The following is a 19,185-nucleotide window of genomic DNA, read 5'->3' on the forward strand; positions in this document are numbered from 1 at the left end:
CTCGACCAACGGGTGGGGGCTGCTCGGGCTACTCGGCCAACGGGTGGGCGGAGCGGCGGGATCGGTGTAGGTGAACACGCCAGGCCTTTCACGAGTGGGAAGTGCTGCGCGGGAGCAACTGATATCAGAATATCGGGTAGGTACGACAACTTTGGTTGCTGATCCGGAGCCTGTGGACAACGGCTCTACTGCGATTTCTGATTGAGTTCAGGATACCGGCGGGGTGTGACAAGTTCGGTGGTGCAGTAGGTTTCGCTGGTTCCGGAGGTCTCGATACGTCCTCGCCTAGCGGCTCGGACTACTCGACCAACGGGTGGGGGCGCTCGGACTACTCGCCCAACGGGCGGGGGCGGTTCGGACTACTCGACCACCGGAGGGGCGGCTCGGACCACTCGACCAACGGGTCGGGGTGCTCGGACTAGTCGACCAACGAAGGAGGTGCGACTGGACTACTCAGCCGAGCAGCTTCCGAACCTCGTCGACGATCGCGTCGAGCGACACTTGGTGCTGCTCGCCGTTGGTGAGGTCCTTGACCTCTACCCGGCGTTCCGCGAGTTCCCTGTCCCCCAACACAAGTGCGAGGCGGGCTCCGGAACGATCGGCCGCCTTCATCGCGCCCTTCAGGCCGCGGTCGCCGTAGGCGAGGTCGACTCCGATTCCGGCCGCGCGCAGTTGTCCTGCGACACCGACCAATTCGGCCTTGGCGTCGGACCCCAGCGGAACTCCGAACACCTGACACCGCGCGATGTCCGCGTGCGCAACGCCCTCCGCTTCCATCGCCAGCATGGTGCGGTCGACCCCGAGGCCGAAACCGATCCCGGAAAGATCCTGCTTGCCGCCGATCTGTTGCATCAGCCCGTCGTAGCGGCCCCCGCCGCCGATGCCGGACTGTGCGCCGAGCCCGTCGTGCACGAACTCGAAGGTGGTTTTCGTGTAGTAGTCCAGTCCGCGCACCAGCCGTGGGTTCAGTTCGTAGGGCACGCCGAGCCGTTTGAGATGGGTCAGCACCAGATCGAAATGTGCACGCGCGTCGTCGGACAGGTAGTCGATGAGCAGCGGCGCATCCGCGGTGGCGGCCTTCACCTCGGGGCGCTTGTCGTCGAGCACCCGCAGCGGATTGATCTCCGCCCGACGTCGAGTTGCTTCGTCGAGGTCGAGCCCGAAGAGGAACTGTTGCAAAGCTTCCCGATAGGGCCCGCGACTCGCGGTATCGCCGAGCGACGTGAGTTCCAGTCGGAAACCCGACAGACCGAGGCGCCGGTAGCCCTCGTCGGCAACCGCGATGACCTCGGCGTCGAGCGCGGGGTCGTCGACCCCGATGGCCTCCACGCCGACCTGCTGCAGCTGGCGGTAGCGGCCGGTCTGGGGCTTCTCGTACCGGAAGAAGGGTCCCGCGTAACACAGCTTCACCGGGAGTTGACCCCGGTCGAGACCGTGCTGGATCACCGCTCGCATCACACCCGCGGTGCCCTCCGGCCGCAGCGTCACCGAGCGGTCACCGCGATCGGCGAAGGTGTACATCTCCTTGCTGACGACGTCGGTCGACTCGCCCACACCACGCGCGAACAGCGCGGTGTCCTCGAAGATCGGCAGCTCGATGTGGCCGTAACCGGCCCGTCGCGCCGCATCGGTCAACGTGTCGCGCACCCGTCGGAAGTCGGCGGAGGCAGGCGGGAAGTAGTCCGGCACACCCCGCGGCGCGGCAAACTCGGCGCTCACAGTCCGAAACGTCCCTTCTTCGGGGTGGAGTCCTCGCGACCCGGAAGGTCGACGAGGAAGGGGTTGCTCGCACGCTCGGCGCCGATCGAGGTCTGCGGGCCATGTCCCGGCAACACCTGGGTGTGATCGGGCAGCGGCAACAGTTTGTCGGCGATGGAATCCAGCAACTGTTGGTGATTGCCACCTGGTAGATCGGTCCGGCCGATCGACCCGGCAAACAGGACATCTCCGGAGAAGCACACCGGCACGACGTCGACCGATCCGGACGTCTCTCCCGGCTCCGTCTCGACCGGTACGTCGACGCCGAGAAGCACCGATCCCTGCGTGTGGCCGGGTGCCAGGTCGACCGAGATCCGGATCCCGGCCAGTTCGACATCCTCGCCGTCGCTGAACTCGACCACCTTTTCCGGCTCCCGGAACTCCATCGCGCCGATCAGGCCGCCCAGTGCCCGCCCCAGTCCCATTCCGGGATCGGCGAGCATCGGCCTGTCGTCGGGATGGATGTAGGCCGGGATGGAGAACTCGTCGCACAGTTCGGTGGCATTCCACGTGTGATCGAGATGCCCGTGGGTCAGCAGAACCGCGACCGGGGTCAGGTCATGCTCGGCCAACAACTCGCGGACCCGCGCCGCAGCGTCCTGCCCAGGGTCGATGATGACCGCTTCCGAACCTGCCTCGGTGGCGAGGAGGTAGCAGTTGGTCTGGAACATCCCGGCCGGGAATCCGGTGATCAACATGCATCCATTGTGACAAAGCACCTCGGCACCGCGACTCGCGCCCGCCCCGACATCGCCTGCCCCGACCATTGAACTCTCAGGTTCGGCTGGCACACTGGCCTGTCGATGTAGCATCAGCGCCGATTGACGTGCCCGAGGCCGCACGTACCGCCTGCCATCCCCCGGGGGGAGCCACGGCACACGAGTTCAGGAGGATCCAACCGCGTGTCCAGCAACGAGGAACGTCGCGAGGCAGCCAAGCGCAAGCTCGAGGAACGCCTCGAGCGGGAACGCCAGGAGAAGCGGCGCCGCAAGATCATCATCGCCTCGGTGTCCACCGTGGTGGTCGTCGCGATCGTCGCCACCGCGACGACTCTGATCGTGAAGAAGATCCTCGATGACCGCGAGGCCGCTCGTTGGACAGCGTGCTCCTACGAGGACCAGCCCAACCGTTTCGACGAACTGCCCGCCGAGGTTCCGCCGGAGGTCCCGGCCGACCAGCGGGCACAGGCACAGACCTATCTCGACGAGATGCGCGCCGGAGAGTCGAAGCAGCGCACTTCCCCCAAGCCGGACGACCGGCAACTCAAGGAGGGCACCGCCAACCTGGTCCTCGACACCAACCAGGGGGCCATCCCGGTCACGCTGGACCGACAGGGCGCCCCGTGCAACACCGCCGCGGTGATCTCGTTGGCCGAGAACGACTTCTACGACAACACCCCGTGCCACCGCCTCACCAACAGCGAGTCGCTGAAGGTGTTGCAGTGTGGCGATCCGACCGGAACGGGAGCGGGTGGTCCCGGCTGGTCGAGCCCTGACGAACTGCCGACCGACCTGGCACCCGCCGGCGAGGCCGACCCGATGTCCGGCACCGCACCGGTGACGTATCCGCGCGGAACGGTGGCCATCGCCAACAGCAACAACCCGCAGATGGCGCAGAGCAACACCGGTTCCAGCCAGTTCTTCCTGGTCATCCAGGACAGCCAGCTCGCCCCGAACTACACGGTGGTCGGCAACGTCGATCCCGACGGACTCGCCGTGCTCGACAAGATCTCGGAGAACGGTCTGACCCCCGGACCGAACGGCAACGCGGAGGACGGCCGACCGGCGCAACCGGTGGACATCACCGCCGCGACGGTCGACTCGGGCACGCAGGACTGAGATACGCCGGCACGGAGGGCTGAGCTGCGGCGGATGGCCCTTCGTGACGCGTCGCTCGTCCCTCGCAACGCTCCTCAGGGACCAGGGAGACGCCTCGCAACGCTCCTCAGGGACCGGGGGGGGACGCATGCTCGTTCCTCGCGACGCTCAGGCGGCGGACGTCACCCGGTAGACGTCGTAGACACCCTCGACGTTGCGGACCACGTTCAGCACGTGCCCGAGATGTTTCGGGTCGCCCATCTCGAAGGTGAACTTGCTGATGGCGACTCGGTCGCGACTGGTGGTGACCGACGCCGACAGGATGTTTACGCGTTCGTCGGCGAGCACCTTGGTGACGTCGGACAGCAGCCGGTGCCGGTCGAGCGCCTCGACCTGGATGGCCACCAGGAACACCGACGACGGCGAGGGTGCCCAGGAGACCTCGATGATCCGTTCGGACTGCTCCTTCAGCGACGACGCGTTCGTGCAGTCCGTGCGATGCACGCTGATCCCGCCGCCGCGGGTGACGAACCCCATGATCTCGTCGCCGGGCACCGGCGTGCAGCATTTGGCGAGCTTCGCCATCACGTTGTCGAGGCCTTCGACGACGACCCCGGCGTCACCGCCCTGACGAGTGCGCGTCGGCAACGTCGACGGCGTCGACCGTTCGGCGATCTCGTCGACCGCGTCGTCGAGCCCGCCCAACGAGGCGACCAACCGGTTCACCACGTGCCGCGCGGAGACGTGGTTCTCCCCCACCGCCGTGTACAGCGCGGTCACGTCCTGATACCGCAACTCCTTGGCGATCGTCGCCATCGACTCGGCGCTCATCAAGCGCTGCAACGGAAGTCCACCACGGCGAACTTCCTTGGCGATGGCCTCTTTGCCGGTCTCGAGTGCTTCCTCGCGCCGCTCCTTGGCGAACCACTGCCGGATCTTGGCCTTCGCACGCGGCGACACGACGAAGTTCTGCCAGTCCTTCGACGGCCCGGCATTCGGCGCCTTCGATGTGAAGACCTCGACCACCTCACCGTTCTCGAGGGTGCGCTCGAGTGCCACGAGGCGGCCGTTGACACGGGCACCGATACATCGGTGTCCGACCTCGGTGTGCACGGCGTAGGCGAAGTCGACCGGTGTGGACCCGGCCGGCAGCGTGATCACGTCGCCCTTCGGCGTGAAGACGAAGATCTCTTGCACGGCCAGGTCGTAGCGCAACGACTCCAGGAACTCTCCCGGGTCCGCGGCCTCCCGCTGCCAGTCGAGCAGTTGACGCATCCATGCCATGTCGTCGATCTCGGCGGCGTCGGACTTTCGCGGTCCCTTACCTTTTCCGCGACTCTCCTTGTACCGCCAGTGCGCGGCGATGCCGAACTCCGCGGTGCGGTGCATCTCGTGGGTACGGATCTGCACCTCGAGTGGCTTGCCCTCCGGGCCGATGACCGTGGTGTGCAGCGACTGGTAGACCCCGAATCGGGGCTGCGCGATGTAGTCCTTGAACCGGCCCGCCATCGGCTGCCACAACGAATGCACCACGCCGACGGCGGCGTAGCAGTCACGCACCTCGTCGCACAGAATCCGGATGCCGACCAGATCGTGGATGTCGTCGAAATCGCGGCCCTTGACGATCATCTTCTGATAGATCGACCAGTAATGTTTCGGCCGTCCCTCGACGCTCGCGGAGATCCGCGCGCCGCCGAGAGCGTTGTTGATGTCGGCCCGCACCCGGGCGAGGTAGGTGTCGCGTGAGGGTGCCCTGTCGGCGACGAGCCGCACGATCTCCTCATATCGCTTGGGGTGCAGGATCGCGAACGACAGATCCTCCAGCTCCCACTTGACGGTCGCCATTCCCAGCCGATGGGCCAGCGGCGCAATGACTTCCAAGGTCTCGCGGGCCTTGCGGGCCTGCTTCTCCGGCGGCAGGAACCGCATCGTCCGCATGTTGTGCAGTCGGTCGGCGACCTTGATGACCAGGACACGGGGGTCCCGGGCCATCGCGATGATCATCTTCCGGATCGTCTCGGCCTCGGCCGCGCTGCCCAGCGCCACCTTGTCCAACTTCGTGACGCCGTCCACGAGGTGGGCGACCTCGGCACCGAAGTCCTTCTCCAGGGCCTCGAGGGTGTAACCGGTGTCCTCGACCGTGTCGTGCAGCAGTGCCGCCACCAGCGTGGTGGTGTCCATCCCGAGGTCGGCGAGGATCGTCGCGACCGCGAGCGGGTGGGTGATGTACGGGTCGCCGGATTTCCGTGTCTGCCCGGTATGTCGTTCGTCGGCGATGTCGTAGGCGTGCTGCAACAGCGCGACGTCGGCCTTCGGATAGATCTCGCGGTGCAGGGTGGCCAGCGGCTCGAGCACCGGCCGTACCGGACTACGGGTCGCGGTCATCCGCCGCGCGAGGCGGGCGCGGACACGACGCGACGCCGACGTCGAGGGCGCGGCCAGGGTCTCCGTCTTCGCGGCGGCACGCTCGGCACCGTTCGCGCCGGTCGTCGGTGGTGTTCGTTCGCCGACCTTCGGGCCGGTCCCTTCGGCGCCGTCGCGCGCGGGTCGGCCCGGCGCGTCTTGCCCGGGGGTATCACGGGGAGGTCGTTCCTGCTGCCCCGACGACGCCACCTGTCCCTTCCGGGTGTCGGTGTCGACCTCGTCGTGCATCATGACCTCCTCTCCGCCGGCCGCGTCACCGGATCTGAAACGCCGGATGAGGCGAGTCTAGTCCGCCCGGCGAAAGCGGACCGCGGATCGCTTCGCTGCTCGCCGGAGAGACCTTCCCGTCAACCGGTGGTCACGGCATGCACCGGCACGTGCGCCCCGAGGCCTTCGGTGATGGTCGCGCGCCCGGGGAGTCCGTCGAGTTCCATGATCACCGCGACCCCCACGACGTGCGCACCTGCCCGAGCCAACAGATCCGCCGCGGCCACAGCGGTGCCGCCGGTCGCCAACACGTCGTCGACCAGCAGGACCCGCTGTCCGGCGATGTCGATGTCACTGGCCGGAATCTCGAGGCTCGCGGTGCCGTACTCCAGGTCATAGGTGACGCTGTGCACCGGCGGTGGGAGCTTGCCACCCTTGCGCACCGCCAGGACACCGACGTTCAGTTCGCGCGCCACCGCACCGCCGAGCAGGAAGCCTCGCGCATCGATACCGGCCACCAGGTCGACCTCGGTGCAGCCGTGCGTCAACGCGGTCACGACCGACGACAGCCCGACCGGGTCGGCCAGGACCGGCGTCAGGTCCTTGAAGGCGATACCCGGCTTGGGGAAGTCCGCGACGAGTCGTGCGTGCTCGGCAATCGCCTGTCGTGCACGGGCCAGCGCCCGTTCGGTGGTCTCGTCCCCGCCGGGCAGATGTTCTGCGTCAGTCACCATGTGCCGTCCACCGATCCATGTTCCATCCGGTCCCGTTGCGGCCCAGTCCGGCCACCACATTATCGACCCCGGTGCCCCACACCTGCATCCGCGGCGCGGCGAACAACGGGATCGAGGGCAGTGTCGCCCACGCGGTGTTCTCGATGTCCCGGACCAGGTCCAGGCGGTCGGCGGCGAGATCCGACGCCACCAGTCGGTCGACGGCACCACTGACGCGCGGGTTGCGGTATCCGTTGATGGCCAACGGGTCTCCGCCACGCAACGAGAAGGCATCCCGGGACGGGTTGGCTGCCCCGGCAGCGGCGAAGGACGCGCCGTTCGCAACGATCAGCACATCGACGTCGCGCCCGAGCGCTGCAGGGGTGATCTCGGCGGACCCGGCGTCCACCACCTCGATGCCACTCTGCGCGCACGACTCGGCGATCGCCGCCACGATCTGACGACGACGTTCCATCGGCGCGAGGTACCCGATCCGGACGGTCATCGCCTCGCTGCCGGCGGAGTCGTTGCTCAGCGTCCGCGCACGGGCGATGTTGGGACGCGCATATGCCCGGCCGAACGCACCGTTGAGCTGACCCGCCAGGTTGTCGGCCGGAGCCAGTACCCGCAGGTTCCAACTCTGGGCGCCCTGCCCGAACTGGCGGGCCAGGCCGTCGCGGGGCACGCACGAGGCGAATGCCTGCCGGGCTCGCAGGTCGGCGAACACTCCGCGCTGTGCCAGCACCAGTTCCTCCACCGCGAGTGCGCGATTCGGTTGCGGCAGCGGCTGTTGAGCGACCTCTGTTCCGGCCGGGACGATGTCCTCGCCGATCACGCCCGACCCGACGTCGGCGACGTCGAAGTTCCCCTCCGGCAAGCGGCGCGTCGCGTCGGTGCCCCGTCCCCACACGACCACGCGCGACGCCGCCGGCGCATCGCCCCACCAGGCCTCATTGGCGACGAGCTCCAGGCCACCGGACTGCGAGTACCGGTTGATCCGGAACGGTCCCGAAGCCGGGAACCGAGGTTGGTCCACGGGGCCGGGCGTGAGGTCGAATCCGGTGTTCCAGGCGTCCGCGATCTCCTCCAGTGCGGCGTCGTCGTCGGACCGGATCGGTTCGACGACATCGCCGACCCCCGCCAGACGCGCGACGACATGTGCGGGCAGCAACGTGCCTGCGCCGAACAACGAGAGCCAGTCCCGGTAGTCGCGGCCTTGTGCGAATCGGACGGTTGCCGTCTTCTCCCCCGGCGCGCAGTCGACCGCCTCGATGTCGCGGTAGCCCGCGGTCGTCGCCGGGCGGAAACCGGGAAAACGCCCGCTCATGGCCGCCCAGGCGAGCACCAGGTCGTCACAGTCGAGCGCGGTCTCGTCGGAGAAGCGTGCGGCGCGGGTGAATTCGTAGCGCAGGGTGAGACCGGAGCCGGGAACCGGTGTCACGGTGCCGATGTCGCGATCGGGGGTGACCTGCCCCTGGGCGCCCAGATAGCTGAAACCGGGCAGCATGCGCGTGGTGGCCATCAGGGCTCCGCCGGCGTTGCCGTCGACGGTGTTCGCGTTGTACGTGTCGATCCGGGCGTCCACGACGTAGTCGACCGTGGGTGGGCCCTCCTCCCCACAGGCGGTGAGCAGGCCGGTGGCCACCAGGATCACGGCCACCAACGTCGACATCGTCACGGGCAGGCCGCTTCGTCGGCGGGCGCCCGACCCGCTCCGCACAGTCACGACCCGTAGACTAACGCGCCCTGCGAGGTTTCCCCGTCGGGGTGCGGGGCGCGTCGTCGGCTCCGGCGCGACGCCGCCGGCCGGACGGGCGACCGCGGGTCGGCCGCGGAAGGTCGGAGAGATCCTCGCCGGCCTCCACCCGGGCACGGCGGTCGAGCACCTGCTTGGTGTGGCGCGCGATCTCCGGCCTGCGTTCCTTCAAGGTGGCCAGCAGCGGTGACGCCAGGAAGATCGACGAGTACGCGCCGACGACGACACCGACGAGCTGGATGAGTCCCAGATCCTTGAGGGTGCCGACGCCGAGCATCCAGACGGCGATCACCATCAGCGCGATGATCGGCAGCACCGAGATGACGGTGGTGTTGATCGATCGCATGAGCGTCTGGTTCACCGCCAGGTTCGCCTGCTCGGCGTACGTGCGGCGGCTGGTCTGCAGCACCGACCTGGTGTTCTCCGACACCTTGTCGAACACGACCACGGTGTCGTAGATCGAGAAGCCCAGAATGGTGAGCAGACCGATGACCGTCGCGGGGGTGACCTCCCAGCCGACGAGCGAATAGACGCCTGCGGTCACGATGATGTCGAAGAACAGCGAGACGAGCGCGGCCACCGACATCTCCCGGTCGAACCGCACCGTGATGTAGACGAACACGATCACCAGGAAGACCGCGAGCGCGATCAACATCTTCTCGGTGATCTCGCCGCCCCACGTCGAACTCACGTCCGACGAACTGACGTCGGCGGTCGTCAACTCGGGGCCGAACCGATCCGCGAGCGCCCGCGTGATCTGCTCGGTCTGCGCGGCGTCCAGCGTCTCGGTGCGGACCTGCACGGTCTCCGCCTCGCCGGTGCCCGCAGTCTGCACGGACTCCGGCTCCTCGCCGAGCGTCTCGGCGAACACGGTCTCGACGGCATCTGCGGTGACCTCGGACGATGCCGGGACGGACACCTGGGTGCCGCCCTCGAAGTCGATGCCCAGGGTGAACCCACGGATGCCGATGGAGGCGATACAGATTGCCAGGATCACCGCCGTGACGATGTACCAGGTGCGGCGATGCGGGATGATCCCGAACGCACCGGTGCCGGTGTACAGCCGCGACAGGAACGAGCGTTCCTTCTCAGCGACGTAGTTGGCGTCCGACGGGCCGGCGGGCTCGGCCGGTGTGGTCTCGGTCGCGTCGGTCTCGGACACCACCGTGCTGCGTCCACCACCGTCGCGGCCGGAATTGGGGCGTTGTGTGGTCATCGCGACGATCCTTCCGTTTCCGGGACGCGTGCGGATCGTTCGGCCTCACGGCGTTGTCGGGCGACCTCGCTGACCGCCCCGAGGCCGTTGACCTTAGGACGGGACAGGAACTCGGAGCGGCTGGCCAGCACCACCAGCGGGTGGGTGACCAGGAACACGACCACGACGTCGAGGATGGTCGTCAGACCCAGGGTGAACGCGAATCCGCGCACCTCGCCGATCGCCAGCACGTAGATCACCGCCGCGGCGATGAAGCTGACGGCGTTGCCCGACCAGATGGTGCGGCGGGCGCTGGCCCAACCGCGTGGCACAGCGGACCGGAAACTTCGGCCCTCACGCATCTCGTCCTTTATTCGCTCGAAGTAGACGACGAACGAGTCGGCGGTCATACCGATACCGATGATGAGGCCGGCGATGCCCGCGAGGTCGAGGGTGAAGCCGATCCACCGGCCCAGCAGGACGATGATCCCGTACACCATCGCGCCCGACAGGATCAGCGACAGCATCGTGAGGATGCCCAGCATCCGGTAGTAGAGCAAGGCGTAGAGCAGCACCGCGATCATGCCGACCGCACCGGCGATCAAGCCGGCCTTGAGCGACGACAGACCCAGCGTGGCCGACACGGTCTCGGCGTCGGACGCCTCGAACGACAGCGGCAGCGACCCGTATTTGAGGACGTTGGCCAGGTCCTTGGCGTCCTGCTGGGTGAAATCACCGCTGATCTCGGTCTGCGGTGTGGTGATCGCGCTCTGGATCTGTGGCGCCGACACGACCCTGGTGTCGAGGGTGAACGCGGTCTGTTTGCCGATGTTCTGGGCGGTGTAGGTCGGCCAGAAGTCGCGGGCCTCGTCCTTGAACTCGACCTGGACGATCCAGGAGCCGGCCTGCTGGGTGGTTCCGGCCGAGGCGTCCGCGATGTCGCGGCCGTCGATGATTTCGGGTCCGAGCAGATAGACCTGGCTACCGTCTTCCGAACACGCCACGAGGTATTGGTCGGGAAGGTCGTTGCCCTGCAGCGGGTCGTAGTGGTCGGGCGAGCAGTTCATCCTCGCCATCTGCTCGTTGAGCGGGGCGAGGTCGGCACCCTGGGGCGCCTGCCGCAACCGGCGCTGCTCCTCGATCATCGCGGCCTGCGTCGCGTCGTCCTCGGCGCTGTCCTGTCCGGTCGAACCCGGCTCACCCGAATCCTCGGCGTCCGGTTCCTCCGGTTGTGGCGTCGCGGGTACGACGTTCTCCACCGGCCGGACGAACAGCCGTGCGGTCTGGCCGAGCGTGCGCGCCTGGGCGCCGTCGTCGCCGGGGACGGTGATGACCAGGTTGTCGCCGTTGACGACGACCTCGGACCCCGAGACACCGAGCCCGTTCACGCGCTGCTCGATGATCTGCTTGGCCTGATCGAGCTGCTCGTTCGTCGGCGGCTGGCCGTCGACGGTGCGCGCGGTCAGCGTCACCCGGGTGCCGCCCTGCAGGTCGATACCGAGCTTGGGTGTCGGTGAGCCGCCGCCGGTGAAGAAGACCAGTCCGTAGACGACGGCCAACAACGCGAGGAAAGCGGTCAGGGGTCTCCACGGCGGAATCTCACGTGGAGGTCCCGACCGCTTCGCCGACGCCCGGCGAGGTGTGGTCACTGCTGTTCTGGTCTCCTAGGCGAATGCGCGTGCGGACACGACAGGTCGGCACGCGCGCACGAGCCGGTCGGTGGCTCACTCTACTGACTGCGCGGTAAGCACTGCGTCGGCGGTGGTCACCGCCGGATCGGTGAGGCGGATCGCCGGTGATGGGCGATCCGCTGCCGGGTCACCGGTCCTCGGTCGAACCCTCGGGACGGTCGGCGGAGTAGCTGTCGTCGGCACGCGAACCGGTCGACGGATCAGTGGCGGTGTCCTGCGGTTCGTCATCGAGACCCTCGGGGCGCGCGGTGAGCGCGCCCGGGTAGGTTTCGGCGGCTTCGTCGGTGGGCACAACGCGCACGACGGCCTGGCGGCTGAACCGGGTGATGACGCCGGTGGCGATCTCCAGGTCGACGTAGTCCGGCGACGAGTCGTCCACGACCGTCGCGTACAGGCCCGCGGTGAGCTGGACCCGCACACCGGTGCTCACCGAGTTCTGCATCTCCTGCATCTCGTTCATGCGCTTCTTCTGCTTGCGGATGCTGAGGAACATGAAACCGGCCAGCAGGGCCAGCAGGAGGGGGAAGAAGAGGGCGTCCATGACGGAAACAATCCTTGTCGGTCGGTCGTGGTGATTTCGGTGTCTCATCCGGCTCGGCGCAGGTGGGGGCCGATCGCAGGCACGCTCGGACACACCAACTCATCCGGCGGCTCTAACCAGTGTGCCATGCCGGTCCCGCGAGCCGAATTCTCCGGTCAGAGATCGTCGAACAGACTTTCGGTGATCGCATCGCGGCTGCGGACGCCGAAACTGGCGTTCATGGCGCCCGCCGGTGGCGTCAGGCCCAGGTGATGCCAGGCGGCGGCGGTCGCCACCCGCCCGCGGGGGGTGCGCGCCATCATTCCCGCCCGTACGAGGAACGGCTCGCATACCTCCTCCACCGTGGTCGGCTCCTCCCCGACCGCGACGGCCAGGGTGGACACCCCGACCGGGCCGCCGCCGAAACCGCGCACCAGCGCGCCGAGGACCGCGCGGTCGAGCCGGTCGAACCCGAGTTCGTCGACGTCGTAGACGGCGAGCGCCGCCCGCGCGATGTCGGTGGTGATGACCCCGTCGCTGCGCACCTCCGCGTAGTCGCGGACGCGGCGCAGGAGGCGGTTGGCGATGCGCGGGGTTCCGCGCGAGCGGCGTGCCACCTCGGTGGCCGCGTCGTCGCGCAGTGCGATGCCCAGGATGCCCGCCGATCGCCGCAGCACCCGGACCAGTTCGTCGGTCTCGTAGAACTCCATGTGTGCGGTGAAGCCGAACCGGTCGCGCAGCGGGCCGGTCAGGGAGCCGGACCGCGTGGTCGCACCGACCAGGGTGAACGGTGCGACGTCGAGCGGGATGGAGGTGGCGCCGGGCCCCTTGCCGACGACGACGTCGACCCGGAAGTCCTCCATGGCCAGATACAGCATCTCTTCGGCGGGTCGGGCGATGCGGTGAATCTCGTCGATGAACAGGACGTCGCCGTCCACCAGGTTGGACAGCATCGCCGCGAGGTCGCCGGCACGCTCCAGGGCGGGCCCGGAGGTGACCCGGATCGCAGCGCCCATCTCCGCGGCGATGATCATCGCCAGCGAGGTCTTGCCCAATCCCGGCGGCCCCGACATCAGGATGTGGTCGGGGGTGCCGCCACGCCCCTTCGCTCCCTGCAGGACGAGCTCGAGCTGCTCACGCACCCGCGGCTGGCCGATGAAGTCGGCGAGTGAACGAGGACGGAGCCCGGCGTCGAAGTCACCGTCGGAGTGCAGTTCCGCGGCGCTGACGTCGCGGTCGGCGGGGTCGGGCATCGGTGTCTCGGTCATGCGGTCTTCCCCAAGAGTGCCAACGACTTCCGCAGCACGGTGGATGCGTCGGCGTCGGGTTCGTCGGTCAGGATCGCGGTGACCGCCTTGTCCGCGGGACCGGTGGTGAAGCCGAGCCCGACCAGCGCCTCGGCGACCTGATCGCGGATGGTCCCGGGGACGGGCGCCACCACCGCACCATCCGGCCGTGCGGTCGTCGGGGCATCGACCTTGTCGCGCAGTTCCACCACGAGTCGCTCGGCGACCCGCTTGCCCACGCCGGGCACGGCGGTCAGGGCCTTGACGTCGGAGTCGGCCAGCGCACGGCGCAGCGCATCCGGTTCGAGCACGGCGAGCGTTGCCATCGCGAGCCGCGGGCCGACGCCGGTGACGGTCTGCAGCAGTGTGAACAGGGACCGCGCATCGGGTTCGGTGAACCCGTACAGCGTCATCGAGTCCTCCCGCACGATCATCGACGTCAGCAGGGTGGCCTCCTCGCCGCGACGCAGCGACCCGACGGTCGCCGGCGTCACCAGCACCCGATAGCCGACGCCCGCACAGTCGATGACCACATGATCGAGCGCGACGTCGACGACGGGCCCGCGCACTGACGCGATCATGCTGCTCCCCCCTTGCCGGGTGCCGGACGGCCGGCTCCCGCAGCGGCGACCCGCGCACGGTGGCGACGCGCCAGCTCGTCGGCGCGACGCTGTGCCTCGGCCATCTTCTCCGTCATCGGGCCTCGCCAGCAGTGGCAGATGGCCAGCGCCAGGGCATCGGCCGCATCGGCGGGTCTGGGCTTGGTCTGCATGCCGAGAATGCGGGTCACCATGGCGGTGACCTGTGCCTTGTCCGCGCGACCACTGCCGGTCACCGCGGCCTTGACCTCCGACGGGGTGTGGAATCGCACCGGGACGTCGCGTTGTCCGGCCGCCAGCGCGATGACGCCGCCGGCCTGCGCGGTGCCCATCGCGGTGGAGACCTGGTGCTGGGCGAAGACACGTTCGATCGCGACGACGTCGGGTTGGTGCACATCGAGCCAATGGCAGGCCGCCGTGTAGATGGCCATCAGACGATCGGCCAGTTCCTGGTCGGCCGGTGTGCGGACCACGTCGACGTCGAGTGCCGTCACGGTCCGCCCCCGACCGGACTCGACCAGCGCGATCCCGCATCTGGTCAGACCGGGGTCGACTCCCATCACACGCACGCACCCTCCTCGGGACAGCGACAGCCGAACAGTTGTTCGAGATTCTATCGGTCCGGCCCGACGCCGCGGCCGAGCAACACACCCCGCCGGGCCGGGTGGTCCGGCGAGAGCGCGCGACAATGAACACGCCATGCCGACCTTCTCCCCTATCACCCCGGACGGTCTCGTCGAGCTCGGCGCCGAACTCGCGACACGTCGTCCCCGGCGGCGGGTGGTGCTGCTCGTCGACGGTCCCGACGCCGCCGCACCGGCCGATCTGGCCGGCCGGATCGCGGATCGTCTGACCACGCTGGGGCGGCCTGCCGCGGTGGTGTCCTTGGTCGACTACCTGCGGCCGGCGTCATTGCGTTTCGAGTTCGGGCACACCGACGCCGAGAGCTACCGAACGATCTGGTTCGACCTCGACGCCGTACGCCGCGAGGTGATCGACGCGCTGCGCGATCGTGGTCAGTGGCTACCGCGACTCTGGGATCCGGACCGGGACCGGTCGTTCCGCGATCGACCGCGCGAGGCGGCGCCCGATCAGGTGCTGCTGGTGGCCGGGCCGATGCTGCTCGGCAGCGGCCTACCCGCCGATGCGACGGTGGCGCTGCGGCTGACCGCCGGCGCATTACATCGGCGCACCCCCAACGAGGAGGCCTGGACGATCCCGGCGCTGCTGGATCACGACCGCACCGCACCGATCGCGGATGTCGAGGTCCGGTACGACCATCCCGACCGGCCGGCGGTCCGGGCAGTCCTGGAGAAGTGACCGGTCAGGCCGGCGACGATGTGGTCGTCAGGCGTCGAGTTCGGCGAGGACCTCGTCGCTGACGTCGACGTTGCTGTAGACGTTCTGCACGTCGTCGGAGTCCTCGAGGGCGTCGATGAGCTTGAATACCTTGCGCGCACCGTCCGCATCCACCGGTACCTCCACCGATGCGCGGAAGTCGGCCTCCGCGGAGTCGTAGTCGATACCCGCGTCGACCAGCGCGGTCCGCACGGCGACGAGATCGGTGGGTTCGCTGACGACCTCGAACGACTCACCGAGGTCGTTGACCTCCTCGGCACCGGCGTCGAGCACCGCCATCAGGACGTCGTCCTCGGACTGCCCGTTCTTCTCCAGCGTGACCACGCCCTTGCGGGTGAACAGGTACGCCACCGAACCCGGGTCGGCCATGTTGCCGCCGTTGCGGGTCATCGCGGTGCGGACCTCGCCGGCGGCCCGGTTGCGGTTGTCGGTGAGGCATTCGATCAGGATCGCGACACCGTTGGGGCCGTAGCCCTCGTACATGATGGTCTGCCAGTCGGCGCCGCCCGCTTCCTCACCGCCGCCGCGCTTGCGGGCGCGTTCGATGTTGTCGTTGGGCACCGACGACTTCTTGGCCTTCTGGATCGCGTCGTAGAGCGTCGGGTTGCCGGCGGGGTCGCCGCCGCCGGTACGCGCGGCCACCTCGATGTTCTTGATGAGCTTGGCGAACATCTTGCCGCGCTTGGCGTCGATGACCGCCTTCTTGTGCTTGGTGGTGGCCCATTTGGAATGGCCGCTCATGACACTCCCGCATCCGTCTAGACGTCAACTACCGACGTGACCGCCCGGTGACGATCCGCCCAACTCCTCGATCTTACCGGTGCGCGATGGGACGCCTCACACTCCCGATGCGCGCACCATGTCGACGAAGTAGCGGTGCACCCGCCGGTCGCCGGTCACCTCCGGGTGGAACGACGTGGCGAGCACGTTGCCCTGCCGCACCGCGACGATGCGATCCTTTGCGGGTCCCTGCGGGACGCGGGCGAGAACCTCGACGTCGGGACTGATCGATTCCACCCAGGGCGCCCGGATGAACACGGCCCGCATCAGTGGGTCGCCGGCCCGGTCGGTGACACCGGCGAACTCGAGGTCCGTCTCGAAACTCTCGACCTGACGGCCGAAGGCGTTGCGCCGCACGGTGATGTCGAGCGCGTCAAGATGCCGCGCGTCGGGACGGGTGTCGAGAATCGTGGTGGCCAGCATGATCATGCCCGCACACGATCCGTACGCGGGCATGCCACCGGCCAGTCGTTCGCGCAGCGGATCGAACAGGTCGAGGACGCCGAGCAGGTGACTCATCGTGGTGGACTCCCCGCCGGGGATCACCAGCGCGTCCGCCGCGTCGAGTTCCGCCGGACGGCGGACGGTGGCCGCCTCGGCACCGGCGTCGGTCAGCGCGGCCAGATGCTCGCGGACATCACCCTGCAGTGCGAGGACACCGATGCGCGGGCTGCGGACGGCACTCACCGATCCGGCCGCGCGGTCGGTCCGGCGGACGCGTCGCGACTGACGCGACTCAGGCCCTCCTGGGTGACGGCCGCGACCATGCGGCCTTGCAGGTCGAAGATGCGGCCCTGAGTGAGTGCACGCCCGGCGGCCGCGGACGGCGATGTCTGGTCGTAGAGCAGCCATTCGTCGGCGCGGAACGGCCGCATGAACCACATCGCGTGGTCGAGGGAGGCCGCCTGCTTGATCTCGGTGTCGGGGTGGGGCACCCGCGACGATCCGAGGAGGGTCATGTCGCTCATGTAGGCGAGGGTGCCGACGTGGAACACCTGATCGTCGGGCAGACGGCCGCGGTGGCGAAACCACACACGCTGCTGGGCGGCGAAGTAGCTCGATTTCGCGAGCTTGTCGTGCGGAACCATCCGCAGGTCGAACTGATGCCACTCGCGGAAGATCGCCCGCGCCTCCTCCGGCAGTTCATCGACCCGGTCCGCCAGTTCGTCCGGCGGTGGGACCGGCGGCATCCGATCCTGGTGTTCGATCCCGACATCACCGGTGACGTGGAACGACGCCGACATCATGAAGATCGCCTCGCCGTCCTGCACGCCGGTGACCCGGCGGGTGGCGAACGAACGTCCGTCGCGGATGCGGTCGACGAGGAACACCGCAGGTTTGTCCGGGTTCCCCGGGCGGAGGAAGTAGCCGTGTAGTGAATGGACCGCGTACTCGTCGGAGACGGTGCGTGTGGCCGACATGAGTGCCTGTCCGGCCACCTGACCGCCGAAGGTCCGCTGGAAGAGACTCGGAAATGCGGGACCGCGGTAGATGTCGGTCTCGATCGCCTCGACCTGAAGGATCTCCTCGATGGTTGCCACGGGAGAACAGTATCGCGCCGGCGTGCGACCACACTCGGATGCAGTCGGGCGCCGTCAGAGTTCGTCGAGCGCGACCAGGCCGTCCTGCACCGCACGGGCGACGAGCGCGGCCTTGGTGGGCGCCGGACGACCGATGTCGGCGTACTTGGCGCGAATCCGTGTCAGATGGGTGTTCACGGTCCCCAGCGAGATGTAGAGCTCTTGCGCCACAGCGGGTTTGGTGTCCACTTTGAGCCAGGTCCGCAGCACTTCGACCTCGCGGGTGGTCAGTGCCGGTCGATCGAACTCGGGTGCATCCACACGGCAGGTGCATGGTGTCGTGCCGGAGTCGTCGTCGAGTGTCGACGTGACCAGGGTCATGCCGGCACCGGCGGCCGTACCGTCGCGCCCGGCGACCGGGTGCTCGGCACCAAACGCACCCCACGGCGCGCCCGGCAGCGGCATCCGACGTTGGGCAAGGCGGGCCAGTGCCTCCTGCCGACGCCGTGCGGCCTCGTCCTGACGGCGGACCTCCCGCGCAGCCCCGACCCGGTCGACGACGCGGCCGGCGCGGTGGACGCCGGATCGAACAGCAGAGTGATGCCCTGGGATCTGGTGGGAGATGACGGTCATGGTTGTCCTCACTCGTCGAGGCAGGCGATCGGTCCGGCCTGCTGTCATGAGTTGGACGCGACGACTCGGCGTCAGGTTCCCGTCAATCTGTTCCGTTTTCGCGATCTGTTCCGTTTTCGCGATCTGTTGCGTTGTCGATGGCCTCGTCCCCCACCGCGACGACCACCACCGTGACGTTGTCATGGGCGCCGAGCGCCAGCGCCCCGTCGACCAGGGCGTCGGCGGCCTGTTCGGCGTTGTCGGCGCCTGCGAGGATGTCGGCGATCTCCTCGTCCGGGAGTTCGCCGGTGAGGCCGTCCGAGCACACCAGCAGGACGTCGCCGGGCAGGGCCGGCATGGAGAAGAAGTCGGCCTCGGGCTCCACCATGCCGGCCCCGAGGGCGCGGGTGATGACGTTGCGCCGGGGGTCCACCCGGGCCTCCTCCGGCGTCAGGAATCCCGCGTCCACGAACTCCTGGACCTGCGAGTGGTCCACGGTGAGTTGCGCGAGGACCCCGCCCTGCAGGCGATACGTGCGGGAGTCACCGATGTTGAGCACCAACCAGTGCGGCACACCCTCGTGCGTGACGAGTACCGCACCGGTCGCGGTGGTCCCGGCACGTCGCGGGGACTCCGTGGCGATCTCGCCGATCCGGTCCTGGGCCTGCGTCAACGACTCGATCAGCGCCAGCTGGGTCTCGGTCTGATCCTGCAGACTCGCGACATCCGCCAGGGTCAGCAGCGCGGTCTCGCTGGCGACCTCGCCGCTGTCGTGGCCACCCATGCCGTCGGCGATCAGGTACTTGCCGGGAGCCACCAGCGCAGCGTCCTCATTGGCTTCCCGGACACGTCCGACGTTGCACACGACGGCCCAATCGAGCCGTAGGCCGGCAAGGATGTCGGTGCCGCAACGGGATGCGTCCCGCACGATGGTCGCCGAGTCCATGA

At 68.3% G+C, this 19,185-nt stretch carries 18 protein-coding genes; 2 read left to right on the plus strand and 16 right to left on the minus strand.

Translation table 11 applies throughout. The annotated features are described in order from the left end of the window. Window positions 1-453: 453 nt before the first annotated feature. Window positions 454-1,719, minus strand: coding sequence for a histidine--tRNA ligase (gene hisS / locus VZC37_RS09005; protein ID WP_330432122.1), 1,266 nt, complete (start codon window positions 1,717-1,719; stop codon window positions 454-456). Beyond that, window positions 1,716-2,456: an MBL fold metallo-hydrolase gene (locus VZC37_RS09010; protein ID WP_330432123.1), complete on the minus strand. Its 741-nt coding sequence runs from the start codon at window positions 2,454-2,456 to the stop codon at window positions 1,716-1,718. The genes hisS and VZC37_RS09010 overlap by 4 nt, the downstream gene beginning before the upstream one ends. Window positions 2,457-2,660: 204 nt before the next feature. Here VZC37_RS09010 and VZC37_RS09015 point away from each other — a divergent pair, with 204 nt between their 5' ends. Continuing rightward, window positions 2,661-3,596, plus strand: a complete 936-nt coding sequence (locus VZC37_RS09015; RefSeq protein WP_330432124.1) for a peptidylprolyl isomerase — start codon at window positions 2,661-2,663, stop codon at window positions 3,594-3,596. 147 nt (window positions 3,597-3,743) lie between these two features. Here the strand turns inward: VZC37_RS09015 and VZC37_RS09020 are convergent, their stop codons facing one another. The 9 genes from VZC37_RS09020 to ruvC form a co-directional block, all read right to left on the minus strand. Beyond that, complete coding sequence (locus VZC37_RS09020) at window positions 3,744-6,230, minus strand: RelA/SpoT family protein (RefSeq protein ID WP_330432125.1); 2,487 nt, start codon at window positions 6,228-6,230, stop codon at window positions 3,744-3,746. Between the two features lie 116 nt (window positions 6,231-6,346). Continuing rightward, a complete protein-coding gene (locus VZC37_RS09025) occupies window positions 6,347-6,940 on the minus strand; it encodes an adenine phosphoribosyltransferase (RefSeq protein ID WP_330432126.1) in 594 nt (197 codons plus the stop codon). Then, window positions 6,930-8,591, minus strand: a complete 1,662-nt coding sequence (locus VZC37_RS09030) for an ABC transporter substrate-binding protein (RefSeq protein WP_330432503.1) — start codon at window positions 8,589-8,591, stop codon at window positions 6,930-6,932. The genes VZC37_RS09025 and VZC37_RS09030 overlap by 11 nt, the downstream gene beginning before the upstream one ends. Window positions 8,592-8,655: 64 nt before the next feature. Then, window positions 8,656-9,891, minus strand: a complete 1,236-nt coding sequence (gene secF, locus VZC37_RS09035) for a protein translocase subunit SecF (RefSeq protein WP_330432127.1) — start codon at window positions 9,889-9,891, stop codon at window positions 8,656-8,658. Continuing rightward, entirely contained in the window at window positions 9,888-11,519 is a 1,632-nt protein-coding gene (gene secD, locus VZC37_RS09040; protein ID WP_330432128.1) for a protein translocase subunit SecD, read from the minus strand. The genes secF and secD overlap by 4 nt, the downstream gene beginning before the upstream one ends. A gap of 169 nt (window positions 11,520-11,688) precedes the next feature. Next, entirely contained in the window at window positions 11,689-12,102 is a 414-nt protein-coding gene (gene yajC / locus VZC37_RS09045; protein ID WP_330432129.1) for a preprotein translocase subunit YajC, read from the minus strand. Window positions 12,103-12,257: 155 nt separating this feature from the next. Then, window positions 12,258-13,349, minus strand: a complete 1,092-nt coding sequence (gene ruvB / locus VZC37_RS09050; protein ID WP_330432130.1) for a Holliday junction branch migration DNA helicase RuvB — start codon at window positions 13,347-13,349, stop codon at window positions 12,258-12,260. After that, window positions 13,346-13,948 (minus strand): Holliday junction branch migration protein RuvA, encoded by a 603-nt coding sequence (gene ruvA / locus VZC37_RS09055; protein ID WP_330432131.1) that lies wholly within the window; start codon window positions 13,946-13,948, stop codon window positions 13,346-13,348. The genes ruvB and ruvA overlap by 4 nt, the downstream gene beginning before the upstream one ends. Beyond that, window positions 13,945-14,535: a crossover junction endodeoxyribonuclease RuvC gene (gene ruvC, locus VZC37_RS09060; protein WP_330432132.1), complete on the minus strand. Its 591-nt coding sequence runs from the start codon at window positions 14,533-14,535 to the stop codon at window positions 13,945-13,947. Before ruvC ends, ruvA begins: the two co-directional genes overlap by 4 nt. A 130-nt stretch (window positions 14,536-14,665) precedes the next feature. Between ruvC and VZC37_RS09065 the strand changes: the two genes are divergently transcribed. After that, entirely contained in the window at window positions 14,666-15,286 is a 621-nt protein-coding gene (locus VZC37_RS09065) for a nucleoside/nucleotide kinase family protein (protein WP_330432133.1), read from the plus strand. 27 nt (window positions 15,287-15,313) lie between these two features. Here VZC37_RS09065 and VZC37_RS09070 read toward each other — a convergent pair whose 3' ends face one another. The 5 genes from VZC37_RS09070 to VZC37_RS09090 form a co-directional block, all read right to left on the minus strand. Further along, window positions 15,314-16,066 carry a YebC/PmpR family DNA-binding transcriptional regulator gene (locus VZC37_RS09070; RefSeq protein ID WP_330432134.1) on the minus strand — a complete coding sequence of 251 codons (753 nt, stop codon included), beginning with the start codon at window positions 16,064-16,066 and terminating at the stop codon, window positions 15,314-15,316. Between the two features lie 96 nt (window positions 16,067-16,162). Further along, window positions 16,163-16,792 carry a pyridoxal 5'-phosphate synthase glutaminase subunit PdxT gene (gene pdxT, locus VZC37_RS09075; RefSeq protein ID WP_330432135.1) on the minus strand — a complete coding sequence of 210 codons (630 nt, stop codon included), beginning with the start codon at window positions 16,790-16,792 and terminating at the stop codon, window positions 16,163-16,165. Continuing rightward, window positions 16,789-17,646: an acyl-CoA thioesterase gene (locus VZC37_RS09080; protein WP_330432136.1), complete on the minus strand. Its 858-nt coding sequence runs from the start codon at window positions 17,644-17,646 to the stop codon at window positions 16,789-16,791. The genes pdxT and VZC37_RS09080 overlap by 4 nt, the downstream gene beginning before the upstream one ends. A 54-nt stretch (window positions 17,647-17,700) precedes the next feature. Continuing rightward, window positions 17,701-18,258, minus strand: coding sequence for a helix-turn-helix transcriptional regulator (locus tag VZC37_RS09085; protein ID WP_330432137.1), 558 nt, complete (start codon window positions 18,256-18,258; stop codon window positions 17,701-17,703). Between the two features lie 82 nt (window positions 18,259-18,340). Next, entirely contained in the window at window positions 18,341-19,183 is an 843-nt protein-coding gene (locus VZC37_RS09090) for a PP2C family protein-serine/threonine phosphatase (RefSeq protein ID WP_330432138.1), read from the minus strand. Window positions 19,184-19,185: the final 2 nt, after the last annotated feature.

This window comes from Gordonia sesuvii, from assembly GCF_036350415.1.
Lineage (GTDB): Bacteria > Actinomycetota > Actinomycetes > Mycobacteriales > Mycobacteriaceae > Gordonia > Gordonia sesuvii.